Raw genomic sequence first — 19,001 nt, 5'->3', positions numbered from 1 at the left:
GACTTACGGTGCTGCTTTTAAGGTGGCCATGTCGATCACGAAGCGGTACTTCACATCGTTCTTGACCAGGCGCTCGTAAGCCTGGTTGATGTCCTGGATGGCGATCATCTCGACATCGCTGACGATGTTGTGCTCGGCGCAGAAGTCCATCATTTCCTGGGTTTCCTTCAAGCCGCCGATGGCCGAGCCGGCCACCGATTTGCGGCCGAGGATCAGGTTGACACCGGCCGGCGGCGGATCGAGTTCGGTCAGCACGCCCACCATGGCCATGGTGCGGTCGCGGCGCAGCAGCGCGAGGTAGGGGTTGATATCGTGCGGCACCGGGATGGTGTTGAGCAGGAAGTCGAAGCTGTTGGCGTGCGCCTTCATGGCGTCTGGATCGGTGGACAGCAGCACTTCGTCGGCGCCGAGACGCTGCGCGTCCTTGCCTTTGTCCGGCGAGGTGGTGATCATCACCACGGTCGCGCCCATGGCCTTGGCGAATTTCACGCCCATGTGACCGAGGCCGCCGAGGCCGATCACGCCGACCTTCTGGCCCGGCCCCACTTTCCAGTGGCGCAGCGGCGAGTAGGTGGTGATGCCGGCGCACAGCAGCGGCGCCACGGCTTTCAGGTCCAGCTGGTCGGACACCTTTACCACGAAGTGCTCGTCGACCACGATGATGTCCGAGTAGCCGCCGTAGGTGGGCGCACCACTTTCGCGTTCGCGGCCGTTGTAGGTGACGGTCATGCCACCTTCGCAGTATTGCTCAAGGTCTTCCGCGCAGGCCGAGCAATGGCGGCAGGAATCGACCAGGCAGCCGATGCCGGCCAGGTCGCCGACCTTGAATTTGTGCACACCGCTGCCGACTTGCGTCACGCGGCCGATAACTTCATGGCCCGGTACCATCGGGTAAATCGAGCCGCCCCAGTCGTCGCGCGCCTGGTGCAGGTCTGAGTGGCAAACGCCGGAGTAGAGGATCTCGACCACCACGTCGTTGACGCCGGGCGCGCGGCGTTCAAAGCTGAATGGAACAAGGTGGGAATGCTTGTCGTGGGCGGCGTAGCCTTGGGCTTTAAACATGGGGAGACTCCTTCGATTATTGTCAGCGCTTGCACTATAATTCCGTGAGTGTGCAGGTAACAAGCGAGTTGCTCTGCATGAATTGAACAGGAAATTTGCACAATCATGCAGCTGGATAATCTCTCTCACCTGGGTGTGTTTGCGTCGGTGGCGCGGCATGGCAGCTTCCGCAAGGCGGCGGCCGAGCTGGCCTTGTCGGCGTCGGCGGTCAGTTATGCGGTACGCACGCTGGAGGACCGGCTCGGCGTCGGCCTGTTCAACCGGACCACGCGCAGCGTGGCGCTGACCGAGGCCGGCAAGCATTTGCTGGAGCGCTTGCAGCCGGCGCTGGGCGGCGTCAATTTGGCGCTGGAAGAGATGAATATGTTCCGCGCCTCGCCAGCTGGCACGCTGCGTATCAACAGCTCGCGCGATGCGGCGGTGATGGTGATCGGGCCGCTGATCCGGCGCTATCTGGATGCGTATCCGGACATTACGCTGGACGTCGTCAGCGACGACAGCCTGGTCGATATTGTCGACCGCGGTTTTGATCTTGGCATCCGCTACGAAGAGCATGTGCCGGAAGACATGATCGCGGTGCCCGTGTGGGGATCGCAGCGTTTTGTGGTGGTGGGGTCGCCCGAATATTTTGCGCGCTATGGCAAGCCGCAGCATCCTGACGACCTGGCGCGGCACAACTGCGTGCGCTATCGCTTCCCGCGCGGGAATGTCTACAAGTGGGAGCTGGGCAAGGGCGATATCAAGCTGGAGCTGGATGTGCCGGGGCGCTTGTCGGTCGGCGATTCCGAGCTGGCCACGCGCGCGGCGCTGGATGGTGTGGTGCTGGCCTTCCTGCCCGAGTTCCGCTTACGCGAGCACATCGCGGCCGGGCGGCTGGCGTTGGCGATGGAGGACTGGTGTCCGCCCAGCACCGGCTTGATGATGTACTACCCGCGCCAGCGGCGCATGTCGTCGGCCTTGCGTGCCTTCATCGATATGGCGCGTATGCCGCAGGAAAGCTGATCTACATCAGTGTCGCGCCTGATTGCTGCAACTGCTGAGGCGCTGATGGGTCGAATCCGGATTCACAGGAGGAGACCATCATGCTACATACCAACGATATCCAGCACCGGTTTTATTTTGTCGATCGTGCGGTAAGGCTGGCCGCGCAAGCCGCCTCGGCGGAGACCAACTTGCCGCGCGAGTTGCGCGACTGTCTTGAGCGCATCGACAAACTGGCGGACGACGCGCGCGACATTCTGCCAACCAAGGACGAATTGCGCATCCGCAAACTGGTCCGCGACATGGACCTGCAGGCCGAGCGCGCCAAGCGCATCTGCAACTACATCCCGACCTTATCAGCGCAAATCAAAAGCGCCGTCACCGACATGCACAGCCAACTGCAGGAACTCAAGCGTGATATGAGCGTTTAATCGCAGCGGGAGCAGGCCGCCAGCATGGGGCCTGAAACAGATTGTACGGCGCAGGCTGGCTGGAATTTGCTATACTGTATATGCATACAGTAAATGGAGCAGGCCATGAAATTGTCGGACAAACTGGAGATTCTTGCCGATGCGGCTAAATATGACGCATCCTGCGCCAGCAGTGCAGCCCCCAAGCGCGATTCGGTCGGCAAGGACGGCATCGGCGCCAGCACCGGCATGGGTATTTGCCACAGCTACACGCCGGATGGGCGCTGCGTCTCGCTGCTCAAAATCCTGTTGACCAATTATTGTCTCTACGATTGCCAGTATTGCGTCAACCGGCGTAGCTCGAACGTGCCGCGTGCGCGCTTCACGGTGGCTGAAGTGGTCAAGCTGACGACGGATTTCTACCTGCGTAACTATATTGACGGCTTGTTTCTCAGTTCCGGCATCATCCAGTCGGCCGATTACACGATGGAACTGCTGGTGCAGATTGCACGCGAACTGCGCGAGGTGCACCAGTTCCGCGGCTACATCCACCTCAAGACCATCCCCGACGCCGACCCGGCGCTGATTGACGCCGCCGGCCGCTACGCCGACCGCCTCAGCGTCAACATCGAACTGCCCTCGCACGATAGCGTGGCGCGGCTGGCGCCGGAAAAGAGCGTGCACACGATCAAACTGGCGATGGGCGCCATCCGCCGCCGCCGCGACGAAGCGCACGCCGAACCGCGCGCGCCGCGCTTTGCACCGGCCGGCCAGAGCACGCAGATGATCGTCGGCGCCGACGCCAGTGACGATGGCCAGATCTTGTCGACGGCCGCCACGCTGTACGGCAGCTACCAGCTCAAGCGCGTCTATTACTCGGCCTTCAGCCCGATCCCCGATAGCCCGGCCAGTGTGCCGTCGGCGCCGCCGCCGATGCAGCGCGAACACCGGCTGTATCAAGCCGATTTTCTGTTGCGCAGCTATGGTTTTCAGGCGGACGAACTGCTGCCGGCCGGCGGCAACCTGGCGCTCGACATCGATCCCAAGCTGGCGTGGGCGCTGGCCCACCGCGAGCATTTCCCGCTCGACCTGAACCGCGCCGAGCCGCATCTGATCGCGCGCGTGCCGGGCATCGGCCTGCGCAACGCCCAGCGCCTGATCGACTTGCGGCGCCATCGCCAGATCCGCTACGCCGACCTGTCGCGGCTGCGCTGCGGCATGAAGAAAGTCGCGCCCTTCATCATCACCGCTGATTACTTCCCGGCGCGCGACAGCACCTCTTCGTCGCAGTTGCGCCGCGCGCTGGCCGACGTGGCGCCGCAGCAGATGGCATTGTGGCCCGAATTGAAGGCGGCATGAGCGGGGGCGTTGGTGGTGCTGGCGTGCCGGTGCTGGCGCAGTCGTTTGCGCAATGGCGCGATGCTGCCCGCACGCTGCTGGCGCGTGGTGTTGCGCCAGAATCGGTGCAGTGGATCGCCGCACCGGATGGCGGTGATTTGTTTGCCGGCGCCGATAGTGTGGCGGATCGGGTGGCCGATAGCGCTGCGGATGCCGGACCAACCAACGCCGTCGCCATCCGCCTGCCGCGCGAGCTGGTCGAACTACTGGAGTGCGCTGCCTGCTGCCGCGTGCCCGACCGTTGGGCCTTGCTGTACCAAGTGGTGTGGCGCTGGCATGGTGGCGACCGCGCGGTGCTGTCGCCTGCCGACCGCGACGGCGCGCGGCTGCATGCGATGGCCAAGGCGGTGCGGCGCGAGCAGCACGATATGCACGCCTACGTCCGTTTCCGCGAACGCGACGCCGCCGCCGGCGCTCCGCGTTTCGTCGCGTGGTTTGAACCATCGCACGACGTGCTGCCGCAAGTGGCGCAGCACTTTGCCCGGCGCATGGGCAAGGTCAGCTGGATGATCGCCACGCCGGGTCTGGCCGCGCTGTGGGATGGCAGCGCGCTGCAGATCGCGCCATCGGCGTTGCGCGGCCCGTCCGATATCGACGATGCCGGCGAAGCGCTGTGGCTGACCTATTACCGCAGCATCTTCAATCCGGCGCGGCTCAACGCTGGCCTGATGCGCAGCCATATTCCCTCCCGTTTCTGGAAGCATTTGCCGGAGGGGGCGGTGGTGCCGCAGATGGTGTCGGCGGCAGCGCTGGGCGCGCGCCGCACCGGCCAGACCGAGACCGTCGGCCAGCGCGATGGCGCCATCATCGCGATCGCTGCCGAACGTGCGCAGCCGCAGCGCGCCGCGCCGGTCGCGCTCGACCAGTGCCGGCGCTGCCCGCTGTGGCAGCAAGCCACACAGGCGGTGCCCGGTGTCGGCCCGGCGCAGGCGGCCATCATGCTGGTGGGCGAGCAGCCGGGCGATCAGGAGGATTTGGCTGGTGTGCCGTTCATCGGGCCGGCAGGCGCTTTGCTGGACCGCGCGCTGGCTGAGGCGGAAGTGGCGCGGCTCAGTGTCTACCTGACCAACGCCGTCAAGCATTTCAAGTGGGAGCCGCGTGGCAAGCGCCGACTGCACAAGACGCCGGCGCAGCGCGAAGTGGCGGCTTGCCATGCATGGCTGGAGCAGGAGTTGGCGCGCGTGCAGCCGCGAGTGATTGTCGCCCTCGGCGGCACGGCGCTCAAGTCGCTATTGCAGGACGGCGCGGCCACCGTCACCGATAAGCTGGGCGTGCCATTCCAGCACGAAGGCCGCTGGATTATTCCTGTCTACCATCCGTCCTACGCCTTGCGCGCGATGGACGCGGCTAGCCGCGCGGATGCTTATGCCGTCATCGTCGACGGCTTGCGGCAGGCGCGCGCGCTGGCAGGGAGCGACACAAAGCCTGCATGAGCGTGCTTACAGCACGCCCTTGGCGCGCAGGACGGCGATGTCGTCTTCTGAACGGCCGAGCAGCTCGCGCAGGACGCTTTCGGTGTGCTGGCCCAGCAGCGGTGGGGCGACGGCGTTGTCGGTTGGGGTGGCGGACATGCGCATTGGGCTGCGCACCAGCTTGGTGGTGCCGGCGGTGGGGTGCGGTACTTCCATCACGATGCCGCGCGCTTCGACTTGCGGATTTTTGTACACGTCATCGAGGTTGTTGATCGGCCCGCACGGCACGCCCACTTCTTCCAGCTTGTCGATCCAGAAATCGCGCGGCTGTTGCAGCACCATCTCGGCCAGGATCGGCACCAGCTCGTCGCGGTTCTTCACGCGCAGCGGGTTGGTGGCGTAGCGTTCGTGGAGGGCGAGGTCAGGACGGCCGCCAGCTTCGACAAACTTCTGGTATTGCCCATCATTGCCAGTGGCGACGATGATGTAGCCGTCCGAGCACTGGAAGGTCTGGTACGGCACGATGTTCGGATGGGCATTGCCCCAGCGCTTGGGCGCCTTGCCGCTGTTGAGGTAGTTGCTGCCGGCATTGGCCAGCATCGCCACCTGCACGTCGAGCAGCGCCATGTCGATGTACTGGCCTTCGCCAGTGCGGTCGCGGTGCGTCAGCGCGGCGAGGATGGCGATGGTGGCGTACATGCCGGTCATCAAATCGGTCAGCGCCACGCCGGCTTTTTGCGGACCGCCGCCCGGCAGGTCGTCGCGCTCGCCGGTCACAGACATCAGGCCGCCCATGCCCTGGATCAGGAAGTCATAGCCGGCGCGGTGCGCGTAGGGACCATCCTGGCCGAAGCCGGTGACCGAGCAGTACACCAGGTCCGGCTTGATCGCCTGCAGCGAGTCATAGTCGAGGCCGTAGCGTTTGAGCTGGCCGACTTTGTAGTTCTCCAGCACCACGTCACTTTGCGCAACCAGTTCGCGCAGCAGTTGCTGGCCTTCGGCGCTGGCGATGTCCACCGTGACCGAGCGCTTGCCGCGATTGGCGGACAGGTAGTAGGCCGCTTCGGTGGTGTCCTTGCCGTCGGCATCGCGCGCGTACGGCGGGCCCCATGCACGGGTGTCGTCGCCGTTGCCGGGACGTTCGATCTTGATCACTTCTGCGCCGAGATCGGCGAGGTTTTGCGAGCACCACGGTCCTGCCAGTACGCGGCTCAGGTCGAGCACACGAATATGGCCTAGCGCTTTTTGAGCTGTCATGGATGTTTTACCTTTTGAGCAATTTAGGCCGCTAGTGTGGCCGCGCCTCATTTTTTTTGCAAGTCAGCGGCCACTGCCTGTGCGGCGCGCCAACGTTGCGTCGGCGACGGGTAATCTGCCTTGCTCAGGCGCGGACTATCGCTGGCGCGCATCATCTTGCGGAAGTAGCCGGATAGTCGCTCGGCCGGCCAGCCGGCGCGCCATGCCAGCTTCAAGCCTTCGCGGTCGGCTGCCTCTTCCTGCGCGTAGTTGGTGGCGGCCAGCTTGGCCATCAGCGTGCGGTCGTGGTCAACCGCGTGTTCGAGTTCCAGGAAGGAGCGCTGTTCCCATGCTGGGTCCAGCCGCAGCGCTGCCTGGTACTCATGCCAGTTGTGATGCAAGGCGGCGTGTTCGATTTCATGCGCCAGCAGCATGGCCAGTTCGTCGTCGTTCAAGAGCAAGCGCTCGACGTAGGCTTTGCTGACCAGGATTTTGCCGCCAGCCATGCAGTCGGCATTCTGGTCGGGATCGTCGGTGGTGTGGACTTCCCACGCCCAGTTGGCAGTGTCGGGATAATCGCGCCGCGCCTGGGCGATCAGCACATCGGCAATACGGCGCACGCGCGCCGTGAAATAAGCGTCGTGGTCGATGATGCGTTCGGCCAGCCGGTCCGCGTACAGCACGGCGGCGCGCGCCACCACCTCGTCCTGCGTGGGTGCAGCGGCGTGGGCCAGCGGCGCGAGTAGCAGCCATAGTGCGAATCGTGATAACGTTGTTATCCTTGCCATCACAACCTCCGGGGCAGAACCTATGTGGCCTTATCCAAAAATTGTTGCACATCGCGGCGGCGGTACGCTGGCGCCGGAAAACACCGTTGCCGGCCTGCGCGCTGGCCTGGCTTACGGTTTCCATGCCGTCGAGTTCGACGTGATGCTGTCGCGCGACGGCATCGGTATGGTGATGCACGATCCCGAGTTCGGCCGCACCGTGGCCGGGCGGGGCAGCGTGGCACAGACCGATGCGGCGGCGCTGGCGGCCATGGATGCAGGCCACTGGTTCAGTGATGCATTCCGCAGCGAGCCTGTGCCATTCTTTACCCAATTCATTGATTATTGCAAGGAGCAGCGCATCTGGATGAATGTCGAGATCAAGCCCGCACCGGGTCATGATGCGGCGACCGGACGCTGGGTGGCGCAAACCACGCGCGCCCTGTTCGAAGAAGAGCTGCGCGCCGGCGATGTGGCGCGCGTGCCGCTGCTGTCGTCGTTCAGCATGGAAGCGCTGGCCGCCGCGCGCGATGCCGCGCCGGAGGTGCCGCGCGGCTGCCTGTTCGATACGCTGCCCGCCAATTGGGCAGCGGTGGCGCGCGAGCTGGGCGCGGTATCCATCCACACCAACCACAAGCACCTTGATGAGGCACAGGCCGCAGCTATCAAGGCCGCCGGCTTTGGCTTGTTCTGTTACACGGTCAATACGCCGGAACGTGCACGTGAAATTCTGAGTTGGGGCGTGGATGGCTTCTGCACCGACCGCATCGACCTGATTGGCCCGGACTTTCGCTAAGCGCGCGTCTGATTGAAATCTTTTAACATCCCCGTGACATTCCGAGTATATATTCAATCGACTGGCCTCTAAGCTTAGTCCAGTACCTGGAAGGGGGAAGCATGCTCACATCCTACGCGTTCGCCACTTATCTTGATGCTGCGCTGAATCGTATTGAGATCGCGGTATTTGTGGTCGATGCGGAGCTGCATCTGCTGCACGCCAACGCTGCCGCTGCCGAGCTGCTGGAACGTGATACAGCTTTGCGCCTGCATGGTGACAAGCTGTTGCAGGACGCCATGTGCGGTGACAAATCGCTGGCGCAACTGGTGGCTGCAGCGCTCGATCCGCAACAAGACCAGGGCGCGCCGCAAGCGTTGAGCTTGCAGCGCCGCGGCCGTCAGCCGCTGCTGCTGACGGTGCTGCCTGTGATGCCATCGCCCGAACTCCCTACCGTGCCGGCCTGTGCCATCGTGTTGGCCAGCGATCCCGAAACCCACCGCCTGCCGCGCGAGCTGCTGATGCAGCTGTTTGATTTAACGCCGGCCGAAGCTGGCATCGCGCAAGCACTGGCGCACGGCGAGGCGCTGGAAGACATCGCCTGCGCACTCGACATCAGCATGCACACCGTGAAAAGCCATTTGCAAAAGCTGTTCCGCAAAACCGGCACGCGCCGGCAGGGCGAGCTGGTCGCCATCCTGCACGGCGCGCCGGCGGTGCTTAGTCGTTTGAGCGATGTCCCGCCGCCCAGCGCTGCCTAGACTGGCTGGAGCGTCGCCGCCACGGCACGTGATATCACAATAAAACAGGAGTTCACCATGAAAATGCAATGGCTATTGGGCATGGCGTTGTGCGCGGCCGCGCTAGGGGGGCAGGCACAGCAAGCGCAGCAAGGGCAGCAAGGGCAGCAGGGCGATGAAAGTGTGACCATTCCGGCGCCGCGCCTGACGATCGACCAGCCGGTCCGGCGTAACTATATCGATCCTGTGGAGTTGCGGGAGTACCGCGGCTCGTATGAATTATCGAACGGGCAGATACTGAAGCTGACTGGCGTCGGCTTGATCATTTACGGGGAAGTCGGCGACATGGGCCAGCACCGCATGGTGGCGACCCGCAAAAACACCTTCGTGGCACTGGACCGCAAGCTGCAAGTGCGCATCAACCGCGCCGAAGACGGCGAGCCCGGCGGCGAAGTATTGATGGCAGTGCCATACCAAGTGGCTGGAAGCGGCGAAATAGCGGAGCGCGTCGTGCGGCTGGCAGCGCGTTAGTAGGGGAGAATGGGGCTGGCTGTGGCATAATCATTCTTTTGCACCAGCTAGCTATCTTACCTCTTACGACATGAAATCATCTGAAATCCGCGAGAAGTTCCTCAAATTCTTCGAATCTAAAGGTCATACCATTGTCCGGTCCAGCTCCCTGGTGCCAGGCAATGATCCAACCCTGCTGCTGACCAATAGCGGCATGGTGCAGTTCAAGGACGTGTTCACCGGCACCGATAGCCGCCCGTACAGCCGCGCCACCTCGGTGCAGCGCTGCGTGCGCGCCGGCGGCAAACACAACGACCTGGAAAACGTCGGCTACACCGCGCGTCACCACACCTTCTTCGAAATGCTGGGTAACTTCAGCTTCGGTGATTACTTCAAGCGCGACGCCATCAACTTCGCCTGGGAACTGCTGACCAAGGTCTACCAGCTGCCAGTCGACAAGCTGACCGTCACCGTGTATCAGGAAGATGACGAAGCCTACGATATCTGGGCTAACGAAGTCGGCGTGCCGAAAGAGCGCATCATCCGCATCGGCGACAACAAGGGCGCGCGCTACGCGTCGGACAACTTCTGGCAGATGGCTGACACCGGCCCATGCGGCCCGTGCACCGAGATCTTCTACGACCACGGCGCCGACATCTGGGGCGGCCCTCCAGGCTCGCCTGACGAAGATGGCGACCGCTTCATCGAAATCTGGAACCTGGTGTTCATGCAGTTCAACCGCGACGAGCAGGGCGTGCTGCACAAGCTGCCGAAGCAGTCGGTGGACACCGGCATGGGCATGGAACGCCTGGCCGCCGTGCTGCAGCACGTGCACTCGAACTACGAGATCGATCTGTTCCAGAACCTGATCAAGGCCGCTGCGCGCGAAACCGGCGCTACCGACCTGGAAAATAAATCGCTGCGCGTGATTGCCGACCACATCCGTTCGGCCGCGTTCATGATCGTTGACGGCGTGATTCCTGGCAGCGAAGGCCGTGCTTACGTGCTGCGCCGTATCATCCGCCGCGCGCTGCGTCATGGCCACAAGCTGGGCCAGACCAAGCCATTCTTCTACAAGCTGGTGGCCGACCTGGCGATCGAGATGGGCGCTGCCTATCCAGAGCTGGAAGAAGCCAAAGACAACGTCGCCAAGATGCTGAAGGCGGAAGAAGAGCGCTTCGGTGAAACCCTGGAAACCGGCATGAAAGTGCTGGAAGCCCAGTTGGCCAAGGATGCCACCGGCATCGACGGCGCTACCGCTTTCACGCTGTACGAAACCTACGGCTTCCCGCCAGACCTGACCGCCGATATCTGCCGTGAGCGCGATATCAAATTCGACCAGGAAGGCTACGACGCTGCCCTGAAAGAAAGCCAGGAACTGTCGCGCAAAGGCGGCAAGTCGGTGAAAGACGCCAAGGTTGAGTACACCGGCGAGAAAAACAAATTCGTCGGCTACGACAGCCTGAGCCACGCGACCGCCAAAGTGATCGCGCTGTACTCGGCCGGTTCGCCGGTGCAGGAACTGACGGCTGGCCAGTCGGGCATCGTGGTGCTGGACACCACCCCGTTCTACGCTGAATCCGGCGGCCAGGTGGGCGACCAGGGCGTGATCGCCGCTGCTGCCGGCCAGTTCGACGTCAGCGACACGCTGAAGATTCAAGCCGATGTATTTGGCCATCACGGCGTGCTGGCATCCGGCTCGCTGAAAGTGGGCGACGCAGTGAGCGCCAAGGTGGATGAGGCCAAGCGCGGCCGCACCATCCGCAATCACTCGGCTACTCACCTGATGCACAAAGCCCTGCGCGAAGTGCTGGGTTCGCACGTGGCGCAGAAAGGCTCGCTGGTTGATCCGGACAAAGCCCGTTTCGACTTCAGCCACAACGCGCCGATGACTGCTGCGGAAATCGCCCAGGTAGAAGCTATCGTCAACCGTGAGATCCTGGCGAACGTGGCGACCCAGTCGCACAATATGTCGTTCGACGACGCGGTCAAACACGGCGCCATGGCGCTGTTCGGCGAGAAGTATGGCGACGAAGTGCGCGTGATGGACATCGGTAGCTCGAAAGAGCTGTGCGGCGGCGTGCACGTGCAGCGCACCGGCGATATCGGCCTGTTCAAGATTGTCTCGGAAGGCGGCGTTGCAGCCGGTATCCGCCGCGTGGAAGCCGTGACCGGCGAAGGCGCACTGGCGCTGGTGCAGGGTCTGGCACGCAAGCTGAACGAAGCTGCTGCGGCACTGAAATCGAATCCGGAAGAGCTGACCGCCAAGATCGGCGCGGTGCAGGACCAGGTGAAATCGCTGGAGAAAGAACTGGCGGCACTGAAGTCCAAACTGGCAGCAGGCCAGGGTGATGAGCTGGCTGGTCAAGCGGTCGACGTCAAAGGCATCAAGGTGCTGGCAGCCACGCTGGACGGAGCCGATGTGACCGCGCTGCGCGAAACCATGGACAAGCTGAAAGACAAGCTGAAGACCGCTGCCATCGTGCTGGCATCGGTCAATGACGGCAAGGTCAGCCTGATCGCCGGCGTCACTGCCGACAGCACTTCCAAGGTCAAAGCAGGTGAGTTGGTCAACTTCGTCGCACAACAAGTGGGCGGCAAAGGCGGCGGACGCCCTGATATGGCGCAAGCCGGCGGCACCGATCCATCCGGTCTGGCCGGCGCGCTGGCAGGCGTTTCAGCATGGGTGGGCGAGCGCGCCTAAGGCGTAAAAACGCAACAAAAACCGCTATAAAGCTGTGTTTATGCGGCCTGCAAGTGGTCTCCGGACCATGTGCAGGCCGTTGTTGTTTGTGGCGTCCTGTTGTATACTTTCCAGTTCACGTTGCAAACTTGCAACGTAGAACGAACTATTTTGGTGCAGCGCGTCATCCGCTCGGAAAAGGAGTAGTATGACGACACACCTAACCAAAGAGCGGGTTCTCGATGAGCGACACGATACTTGAAAACGAAACCATGGAATTTCAAAAGGAACTGGACGCACGCGGCCTGAATTGCCCGTTGCCTATCCTGAAAGCCAAAAAGGCCCTGGCAGAGCTGCAAAGCGGTGAGGTGTTGCGTATTATGGCGACGGACCCTGGTTCGGTGCGTGATTTCCAGGCTTTCTGCAAACAAACCGGCAACGCCCTGTTGTCACATGTCCAGATCGGCCGTGAGTTTGTCTTTTTGATGCAGCGCAAATAACAGCCGCTGTATTTTTCCTTCCAGAAGTTCGTCTGAAAGATTTTATTTTTAGACGATTTCTACTAGCTAAAAAACGCACGATCGTGCTTAAATTTCTTGTGCGAGCCTGATTTCTCATATAATCTAGCCCACATTGTAAGTCCCGAATTCTTATTTTTTCCCAAAGGCACAGCTATGAAAGTCTTGGTACCCGTCAAACGTGTAGTCGACTACAACGTCAAGGTGCGTGTGAAGTCCGACGGCACCGGTGTTGATATCGCCAACGTCAAAATGTCGATGAATCCGTTCGACGAGATCGCGGTGGAGGAAGCCACCCGTCTGAAAGAAGCTGGCAAGGTCACCGAAGTGATCGCCGTGTCCGCTGGTGTAACCCAGTGCCAGGAAACCCTGCGCACCGCGATGGCCATCGGCGCCGATCGCGGCATCCTGGTGGAAACCACCACCGAACTGGAACCGCTGGCCGTGGCCAAGCTGCTGAAAGCACTGGCTGACAAAGAACAGCCACAACTGATCATCCTGGGTAAACAGGCGATCGACGACGACTCCAACCAGACTGGCCAGATGCTGGCTGCGCTGCTGGGCTGGCCGCAAGCGACCTTCGCCTCGAAAGTGGTGCTGGAAGACGGCAAAGCCACCGTGACCCGCGAAGTGGACGGCGGCCTGGAAACCCTGGCACTGACCCTGCCGGCCATCATCACCACCGACCTGCGCCTGAACGAGCCGCGCTACGTGACCCTGCCGAACATCATGAAGGCGAAGAAGAAAACGCTGGATGTGATCAAGCCGGAAGACCTGGGCGTCGATGTGAGCCCACGCCTGAAAACCGTGAAAGTTACCGAGCCGGCAAAACGCTCGGCTGGTATCACGGTACCGGACGTTGCCACCCTGGTCGCAAAACTGCGCACCGAAGCTAAAGTCATCTAAAGGAAACGAACATGGTCGCATTAGTTATCGCTGAACACGACAACGCTAGCCTGAAGGCCAGCACCCTGCACACCGTGACCGCAGCCGCCCAGTGCGGCGGCGACGTGCACGTCCTGGTGGCCGGCTCGAACGCTGGCGCCGCTGTGAGCGCTGCTGCCGCTATCGCCGGCGTGTCGAAAGTTATCGTGGCCGACGCTGCGTACTTCGCTGACGGCCTGGCTGAGAACGTTGCTGAGCAAGTACTGGCCATCGCTGGTTCGTACAGCCACATCCTGGCGCCAGCTACCGCCTACGGCAAAAACATCCTGCCACGCGTCGCTGCCAAGCTGGACGTTGCCCAGATTTCGGAAATCACCAAAGTTGACTCGCCGGACACCTTCGAGCGTCCGATCTACGCCGGTAACGCCATCGCTACCGTGCAGTCGAGCGACAACGTCAAAGTCATCACCGTGCGTTCGACCGGCTTCGACGCTGCTGCCGCCACCGGTGGTTCGGCTGCGACCGAGACCGTTGCTGCCGCTGCTGACGTTGGCAAATCGGCCTTCGTTGGCCGTGAAGTCGCCAAGTCAGACCGTCCAGAACTGACCGCTGCCAAGATCATCGTTTCCGGTGGCCGTGGCATGGGTTCGGGCGAAGCCTTCAAGATCCTGGAACCGCTGGCAGACAAGCTGAACGCCGCAATGGGCGCATCGCGCGCTGCGGTGGACGCAGGCTACGTGCCTAACGACTGGCAAGTTGGCCAGACCGGCAAAATCGTTGCGCCTAACCTCTACATCGCCGTCGGTATCTCGGGCGCGATCCAGCACTTGGCCGGCATGAAAGATTCGAAGACCATCGTCGCCATCAACAAAGATCCGGAAGCACCGATCTTCTCCGTTGCCGACTACGGCATCGTTGGCGACCTGTTCGACATCGTGCCACAACTGGTTGCTGAACTGGGCTAAACCCGCATAAAGCACCTCTCAGGCCACGCTGATCCGGAACGCCGGGTTGCCGTGGCCTTTTTCTTGGAGATAGAAGATGCCATATCAAGCACCAATCAAAGACATGCTGTTCGTGATGAACGAACTGGCCAACCTGCAAGCCGTGAGCGAACTGCCGGGCTGCGAAGACGCCACCCCGGAAACCGCCGAAGCGGTGCTGGAAGAAAGCGCGAAATTCGTCGCCGGTGAAATCGCCCCGCTGAACCACGAAGGCGACAAAGAGCCGAGCTACTGGACCAAGGATGGCGTGATCACCACCAAAGGCTTCAAGGAAGCCTTCCGCCAGTTCGCCGACGCCGGCTGGCAAGGCCTGCAGCACCCAACCGAATACGGCGGCCAGGGCCTGCCTAAGCTGGTCGGCACCCCGTGCGTAGAGATGCTGCACGGCGCCAACCTGGCGTTCGCGCTGTGCCCGCTGCTGTCGGATGGCGCGATTGAAGCGCTGCTGACCGCCGGTAGCGATGAACAGAAAGCCACCTACCTGGAGCCGCTGGTGACCGGCAAATGGACCGGCACCATGAATTTGACCGAGCCGCAGGCTGGCTCCGACCTGGCCGCTGTGCGCACCCGCGCCGAGCCGCAGGGTGATGGCACCTACAAAATCTTCGGCACCAAGATCTTCATCACCTACGGCGATCACGACATGACCGATAACATCGTTCACCTGGTGCTGGCGCGTACGCCGGATGCGCCGGCGGGCGTGAAGGGTATCTCGCTGTTCATCGTGCCGAAGTTCATGGTCAATGCCGACGGCTCGCTGGGTGCGCGCAACGATGCGCACTGCGTGTCGATCGAACACAAGCTGGGCATCAAGGCCTCGCCAACCGCCGTGCTGCAATTCGGCGACAACGGCGGCGCCATCGGCACGCTGGTGGGCGAAGAGAACCGCGGCCTGGAATACATGTTCATCATGATGAACGCAGCCCGCTTCGGCGTTGGCATGCAAGGTATCGGCCTGTCCGAGCACGCCTACCAGCACGCGCTGGCCTACGCCAAGGACCGCGTGCAGTCGCGTGACCTGACCGGTTCGCCATCCGGCGTGGCCATCATCAATCACCCTGATGTGCGCCGCCTGCTGATGAATATGCGTTCGCAAACTGAAGCCGCGCGTGCGCTGGCCTACGTTGGCGCTGCGCTGTACGACGCGGCCCACCACAGCGCCGATGCTGAGGTGCGTGCCGAGAACCAGGCCGTGTACGAATATCTGGTGCCAGTGATCAAAGGCTGGTCGACCGAGCTGTCGCAAGACGTCACCCGCGACGGCGTGCAAATCCACGGCGGCATGGGCTTCATCGAAGAAACCGGCGCGGCGCAGCACTACCGTGATTCGAAGATCCTGACCATCTACGAAGGCACGACCGCCATCCAGGCGAACGACCTGATCGGCCGTAAGACGGTGCGTGACGCCGGCAAGGTTGCCAAGGGCCTGATCGCCCAAGTGCGCGCGACCGAAGCGGAACTGGCCAAGCTGGAAGGCGCTGATTTCGCCGCCATCCGCAAACACCTGTCGCAAGGTGCAGCTGATCTGGAAGCGGTGGTGGATTATGTGGTTGCCAACATCAAGGCCGACATCAAGGGCGTGTTCTCGGGCAGCGTGCCTTACCTGAAACTGGCCGGCATCGTGCTGGGCGGCTGGCAGATGGCGCGCGCAGCGGTGATCTCGCAGCAGAAACTGGACGCCGGCGACGGTGACGCCAGCTTCTACAAAGCCAAGATCGCTACCACGCGCTTCTTCGCTGACCACTTCCTGACCCAGTCCTCGGGCATTCGCACCTCGGTGATCGAGGGTAGTGCCGGCGTACTGGCGCTCGATATCGAGCAGTTCTAATAAAAAACGGCCTTCGGGCCGTTTTTTTTGAATCCAATGCGCGTTTGGGTGCGTACAAGCTGGACATTCTCTTGGAGAGGCCAGCATGAAACCTATCGTCATTCACACCGCATCCACCGCCGACCGCAAGGCCTATGCCGTCCGCCGCATGAACGCAGCCGCCCAGCGCCTGCTGCACGCCAACACCGTGGCCGAGGAAATCAAGGCCGGCCACTGGGTGCTGGCGTGGGCTGTGGCAGCCGGCGCCCGCCCATCGTCGCGCTCCGCGGCGGGCAGCGTGGAGTCCTTCGTGGCGCTCAACCTGCATTGAGGTCGAGAATGGCCTGGTAGACGCGGATCGGTTCCTCGGCGATGCGGTTCAGCACGTAGAGGAAATGCTCCTGCCCGAACACCGCGTATTCGCGGGTGGGGAAGCCGTACGCTTGTAGCTGGTCGATTTGCTCAGTGCCGAGGCCGATCAGCGATTCAAACTCATACCAGCGCGGGTCGATGCGTTCTTGCAGGATCAAGTCGCTGATATTGGTCTGGATGCTACGGTCATGGGTGGCGATCGAGCACTTGTGGCCGCTCAGCAGCAGTTCTTGCGCGTAGCGGCGGTAGGCGGTGGCCAGCTCTGGACTGTTGCGGCTGTAGGCCACGCCTTCCGGTTCGAGGAAGGCGCCTTTCACCAAGCGAATGCGGCCCGGCAGCTTCATCAGTGCAGGCAAGTCCTGCGCGGTGCGGTGGCGCTTGGCTGGCACGGTGATGCCGACGTTGTGCAGCTCATCGTCCTGGTGCAGGCGGGTGTAGATGGCGTAGATATCGTCGGCGCGGTCGATGCCTTCCATTGAAATCATCACCTCGCGGTTGATTTCAGCGGCGGCCAGCGCGATGCGGCGCGCGTTGCGGTAGCCCAGTTCGCTGTCCACCAGCGAGCCGACGTGCGACAGGTCGAACGAGATCGAGCAATTCAGGTTGCGCTGGCCGATGGCTTTCACCAGTTCCATGAACACGTCTGTTTCAGCCATGGCGAAGGCTTCGTCGCGCACGCTTTCGCCCATGTACTCGGCCGATGCCGCGTGGCCGCGCGCGATGATCTGCTCAACGCGCTGCAACGCCTCCGTCACCGTCTGGCCTGCCACGTAGCGCTGCGATACCTTGTGCATATACGGCCGCAGCAGCGGATCGTTGCAGAATTTTTCCTTGGCCGTTTCATCCAGCGCTAACGCGCGCAAGGTGCTTGCCGCCTGGTCAACCAGTGCTTGCCATTCGGTGGGGAAGGTGGGTGCTGTCATAAGGGCCTTATCTGCGGATGATGCTGCCGTTGGCGTTTTGTACGCGGTCGCCGCTCATCATTTGTGGATCGTGGTCGAAGGTGTAGGCGGCCTGGTGGCCGTCATCGTATTGCACGTGCACGGTCCACTGCTTGCTGGACTTGGCGTTCTCTTCGATCTTCTTGCCGGCGTAAGCGCCGCCTGCTGCGCCGGCCACGGTGGCCAGTTGGCGGCCGTGGCCACTGCCGACCTGGTTGCCCAGCAGGGCGCCTGCTACGCCGCCTGCAATCAGGCCCAGCGCGCTGCCTTCGCCGGCTTTTTCGCCGGCCACCACTTGCGTGACTTTGCCGCAGTCGCGGCAATCGCCAGGCTTGGCCGGGCTGGCTTTGTACTGGGCCTTGGCCATGGCGTTTGATTTGTCGAACTCGGATTTGGCGTCGCGCAGGCATTGCATGCGCTGGCCGGAATCCTGCTCGTCGGCGCAGAGTTTTTTATCCTCGGCGTAGCGCGTGGCAATGCGTTTGTTTTCGGCGTTGAACTGGTCTTTGGGGCTTTGCGCCTGCGCCGTGGCGGCGAGGGCGGCAAGCAGCAGGGCGGTGGTGACGGAACGGCGGGACATGGTGTTCTCCTTATTAACCGTAGGCTCCACCAGTGTACAGCAAGTCAAACAGGCGAGAAATTGTCGCGATCAAGCTGCCTGCACCGATCATCATGCTGGCCACCAGCACCACAGCCACCGGCCAGTGCGTGTCCGATTGACGACCCGATTGCGCGTTGTGGCGGGCATCCCACTTGTCGTCCGGCGTCAGTCCCAGCACCAGTGCTTCGAGGAAGCCTGCCAGGCCCGAGACGATGATCGGCAGCAGCTTGTAGAAGGGGTTGGCTTCCGGTGCGGCCAGCGACACCAGTAGTGCGGCCGGCAAGCAGGCCAGATGCAGCCACAGCCAGCGGTCGCGCCAGCCTCCCAGATACAGTCTTTGCAGTCCGATGCCGCCGAACAGGAAGGCGAGCAGCGCGGCGATTGTCTTGTTTTTGTGACGGGTCTGGTGCAAAACAGTCATGGTTGTTCAGCAAAATAGTCAGTGAACCACCAGTATCAGGCATAATACGGCCCCCGGCACGCCTTTTTTGCGGGCAAAGCTATTGCCCCAAGTGCCGGAACAGGGGATAATCTTTGATTACCCCAACATGCCCAATTATTTCATTAACGCTTGCTGCTCCGCGGCAAAGCTTGCTATAATTCGCGGCTTTTTCCGTCCTAGCACAAATTTTTTGGAAATATTATGGTCGTTATTCGTTTAGCTCGTGGTGGTGCCAAGAAGCGCCCTTTCTTCAACATCGTTGCAACTGATTCGCGCAATCGTCGCGATGGCCGTTTCATCGAGCGTATTGGCTTCTACAACCCAATGGCTTCGGGCCAGGAAGTTGCCCTGCGTATTACCGCTGACCGTCTGGCTCACTGGGAATCCGTCGGCGCACAACTGTCGCCTACCGTTGCTCGTCTGGTCGCCCAGAACAAAAAAGCAGCAGCCTAAGTCT

At 62.0% G+C, this 19,001-nt stretch carries 20 protein-coding genes; 14 read left to right on the top strand and 6 right to left on the bottom strand.

What is annotated here, in order from left to right:
• Positions 1–3: 3 nt before the first annotated feature.
• Entirely contained in the window at positions 4–1,062 is a 1,059-nt protein-coding gene (locus tag GTP46_RS19135; RefSeq protein ID WP_161008221.1) for an NAD(P)-dependent alcohol dehydrogenase, read from the bottom strand.
• A gap of 105 nt (positions 1,063–1,167) precedes the next feature.
• Here GTP46_RS19135 and GTP46_RS19130 point away from each other — a divergent pair, with 105 nt between their 5' ends.
• The 4 genes from GTP46_RS19130 to GTP46_RS19115 all read left to right on the top strand — a co-directional run bounded on the left by GTP46_RS19130 (position 1,168) and on the right by GTP46_RS19115 (position 5,284).
• Positions 1,168–2,064: a LysR family transcriptional regulator gene (locus GTP46_RS19130; RefSeq protein WP_161008220.1), complete on the top strand. Its 897-nt coding sequence runs from the start codon at positions 1,168–1,170 to the stop codon at positions 2,062–2,064.
• Positions 2,065–2,144: 80 nt separating this feature from the next.
• Positions 2,145–2,474, top strand: a complete 330-nt coding sequence (locus GTP46_RS19125) for a hypothetical protein (protein WP_161008219.1) — start codon at positions 2,145–2,147, stop codon at positions 2,472–2,474.
• Positions 2,475–2,579: 105 nt separating this feature from the next.
• Positions 2,580–3,812, top strand: coding sequence for a putative DNA modification/repair radical SAM protein (locus tag GTP46_RS19120; RefSeq protein ID WP_161008218.1), 1,233 nt, complete (start codon positions 2,580–2,582; stop codon positions 3,810–3,812).
• Positions 3,809–5,284 (top strand): UdgX family uracil-DNA binding protein, encoded by a 1,476-nt coding sequence (locus GTP46_RS19115; RefSeq protein ID WP_161008217.1) that lies wholly within the window; start codon positions 3,809–3,811, stop codon positions 5,282–5,284. The genes GTP46_RS19120 and GTP46_RS19115 overlap by 4 nt, the downstream gene beginning before the upstream one ends.
• 6 nt (positions 5,285–5,290) lie before the next feature.
• On the opposite strand, the gene GTP46_RS19110 is transcribed toward GTP46_RS19115, so the two are convergent.
• Both GTP46_RS19110 and GTP46_RS19105 read right to left on the bottom strand, forming a co-directional pair.
• A complete protein-coding gene (locus GTP46_RS19110; protein WP_161008216.1) occupies positions 5,291–6,520 on the bottom strand; it encodes a CaiB/BaiF CoA transferase family protein in 1,230 nt (409 codons plus the stop codon).
• Positions 6,521–6,567: 47 nt separating this feature from the next.
• Entirely contained in the window at positions 6,568–7,287 is a 720-nt protein-coding gene (locus GTP46_RS19105; protein ID WP_161008215.1) for a M48 family metalloprotease, read from the bottom strand.
• A 22-nt stretch (positions 7,288–7,309) separates the two neighbouring features.
• Here GTP46_RS19105 and ugpQ point away from each other — a divergent pair, with 22 nt between their 5' ends.
• The 9 genes from ugpQ (at position 7,310) to GTP46_RS19060 (ending at position 16,519) form a co-directional block, all read left to right on the top strand.
• Entirely contained in the window at positions 7,310–8,062 is a 753-nt protein-coding gene (gene ugpQ / locus GTP46_RS19100) for a glycerophosphodiester phosphodiesterase (RefSeq protein WP_161008214.1), read from the top strand.
• A 101-nt stretch (positions 8,063–8,163) separates the two neighbouring features.
• Complete coding sequence (locus tag GTP46_RS19095) at positions 8,164–8,802, top strand: helix-turn-helix transcriptional regulator (protein ID WP_161008213.1); 639 nt, start codon at positions 8,164–8,166, stop codon at positions 8,800–8,802.
• Positions 8,803–8,859: 57 nt separating this feature from the next.
• Positions 8,860–9,312 (top strand): hypothetical protein, encoded by a 453-nt coding sequence (locus GTP46_RS19090; RefSeq protein ID WP_161008212.1) that lies wholly within the window; start codon positions 8,860–8,862, stop codon positions 9,310–9,312.
• A gap of 70 nt (positions 9,313–9,382) precedes the next feature.
• Positions 9,383–11,995: an alanine--tRNA ligase gene (alaS, locus tag GTP46_RS19085; RefSeq protein WP_161008211.1), complete on the top strand. Its 2,613-nt coding sequence runs from the start codon at positions 9,383–9,385 to the stop codon at positions 11,993–11,995.
• A 251-nt stretch (positions 11,996–12,246) separates the two neighbouring features.
• Positions 12,247–12,474 carry a sulfurtransferase TusA family protein gene (locus GTP46_RS19080; RefSeq protein WP_092279519.1) on the top strand — a complete coding sequence of 76 codons (228 nt, stop codon included), beginning with the start codon at positions 12,247–12,249 and terminating at the stop codon, positions 12,472–12,474.
• A gap of 174 nt (positions 12,475–12,648) precedes the next feature.
• Entirely contained in the window at positions 12,649–13,398 is a 750-nt protein-coding gene (locus GTP46_RS19075; RefSeq protein WP_161008210.1) for an electron transfer flavoprotein subunit beta/FixA family protein, read from the top strand.
• Between the two features lie 11 nt (positions 13,399–13,409).
• Positions 13,410–14,342, top strand: coding sequence for an electron transfer flavoprotein subunit alpha/FixB family protein (locus GTP46_RS19070; RefSeq protein WP_161008209.1), 933 nt, complete (start codon positions 13,410–13,412; stop codon positions 14,340–14,342).
• Between the two features lie 76 nt (positions 14,343–14,418).
• Positions 14,419–16,209 (top strand): acyl-CoA dehydrogenase, encoded by a 1,791-nt coding sequence (locus tag GTP46_RS19065; protein WP_161008208.1) that lies wholly within the window; start codon positions 14,419–14,421, stop codon positions 16,207–16,209.
• Positions 16,210–16,294: 85 nt separating this feature from the next.
• Positions 16,295–16,519, top strand: a complete 225-nt coding sequence (locus GTP46_RS19060) for a hypothetical protein (RefSeq protein WP_161008207.1) — start codon at positions 16,295–16,297, stop codon at positions 16,517–16,519.
• Here the strand turns inward: GTP46_RS19060 and GTP46_RS19055 are convergent.
• From GTP46_RS19055 to GTP46_RS19045, 3 genes are read right to left on the bottom strand one after another with little or no spacing between them, the layout of a single operon-like run.
• The gene (locus GTP46_RS19055; RefSeq protein ID WP_161008206.1) at positions 16,506–17,483 is read right to left on the bottom strand and encodes a proline dehydrogenase family protein; all 978 of its coding nucleotides are present in this window, start codon (positions 17,481–17,483) and stop codon (positions 16,506–16,508) included. The two genes, GTP46_RS19060 and GTP46_RS19055, sit on opposite strands and share 14 nt — an antisense overlap.
• A 7-nt stretch (positions 17,484–17,490) precedes the next feature.
• Positions 17,491–18,081 carry an outer membrane lipoprotein gene (locus GTP46_RS19050; RefSeq protein WP_161008205.1) on the bottom strand — a complete coding sequence of 197 codons (591 nt, stop codon included), beginning with the start codon at positions 18,079–18,081 and terminating at the stop codon, positions 17,491–17,493.
• Between the two features lie 13 nt (positions 18,082–18,094).
• Positions 18,095–18,523 (bottom strand): NINE protein, encoded by a 429-nt coding sequence (locus GTP46_RS19045; RefSeq protein WP_161008204.1) that lies wholly within the window; start codon positions 18,521–18,523, stop codon positions 18,095–18,097.
• A 222-nt stretch (positions 18,524–18,745) separates the two neighbouring features.
• Between GTP46_RS19045 and rpsP the strand changes: the two genes are divergently transcribed.
• On the top strand, positions 18,746–18,997 hold the full coding sequence (rpsP, locus tag GTP46_RS19040) for a 30S ribosomal protein S16 (RefSeq protein ID WP_092278370.1): 252 nt from the start codon (positions 18,746–18,748) through the stop codon (positions 18,995–18,997).
• The last annotated feature ends 4 nt before the right edge of the window (positions 18,998–19,001 follow it).

The organism is Duganella flavida, assembly GCF_009857445.1.
GTDB classification, from domain to species: domain Bacteria; phylum Pseudomonadota; class Gammaproteobacteria; order Burkholderiales; family Burkholderiaceae_D; genus Rugamonas; species Rugamonas flavida.
The sequence above is the reverse complement of the archived record's forward strand: the minus strand, read 5'-3'. Positions and strand labels throughout refer to the sequence as shown.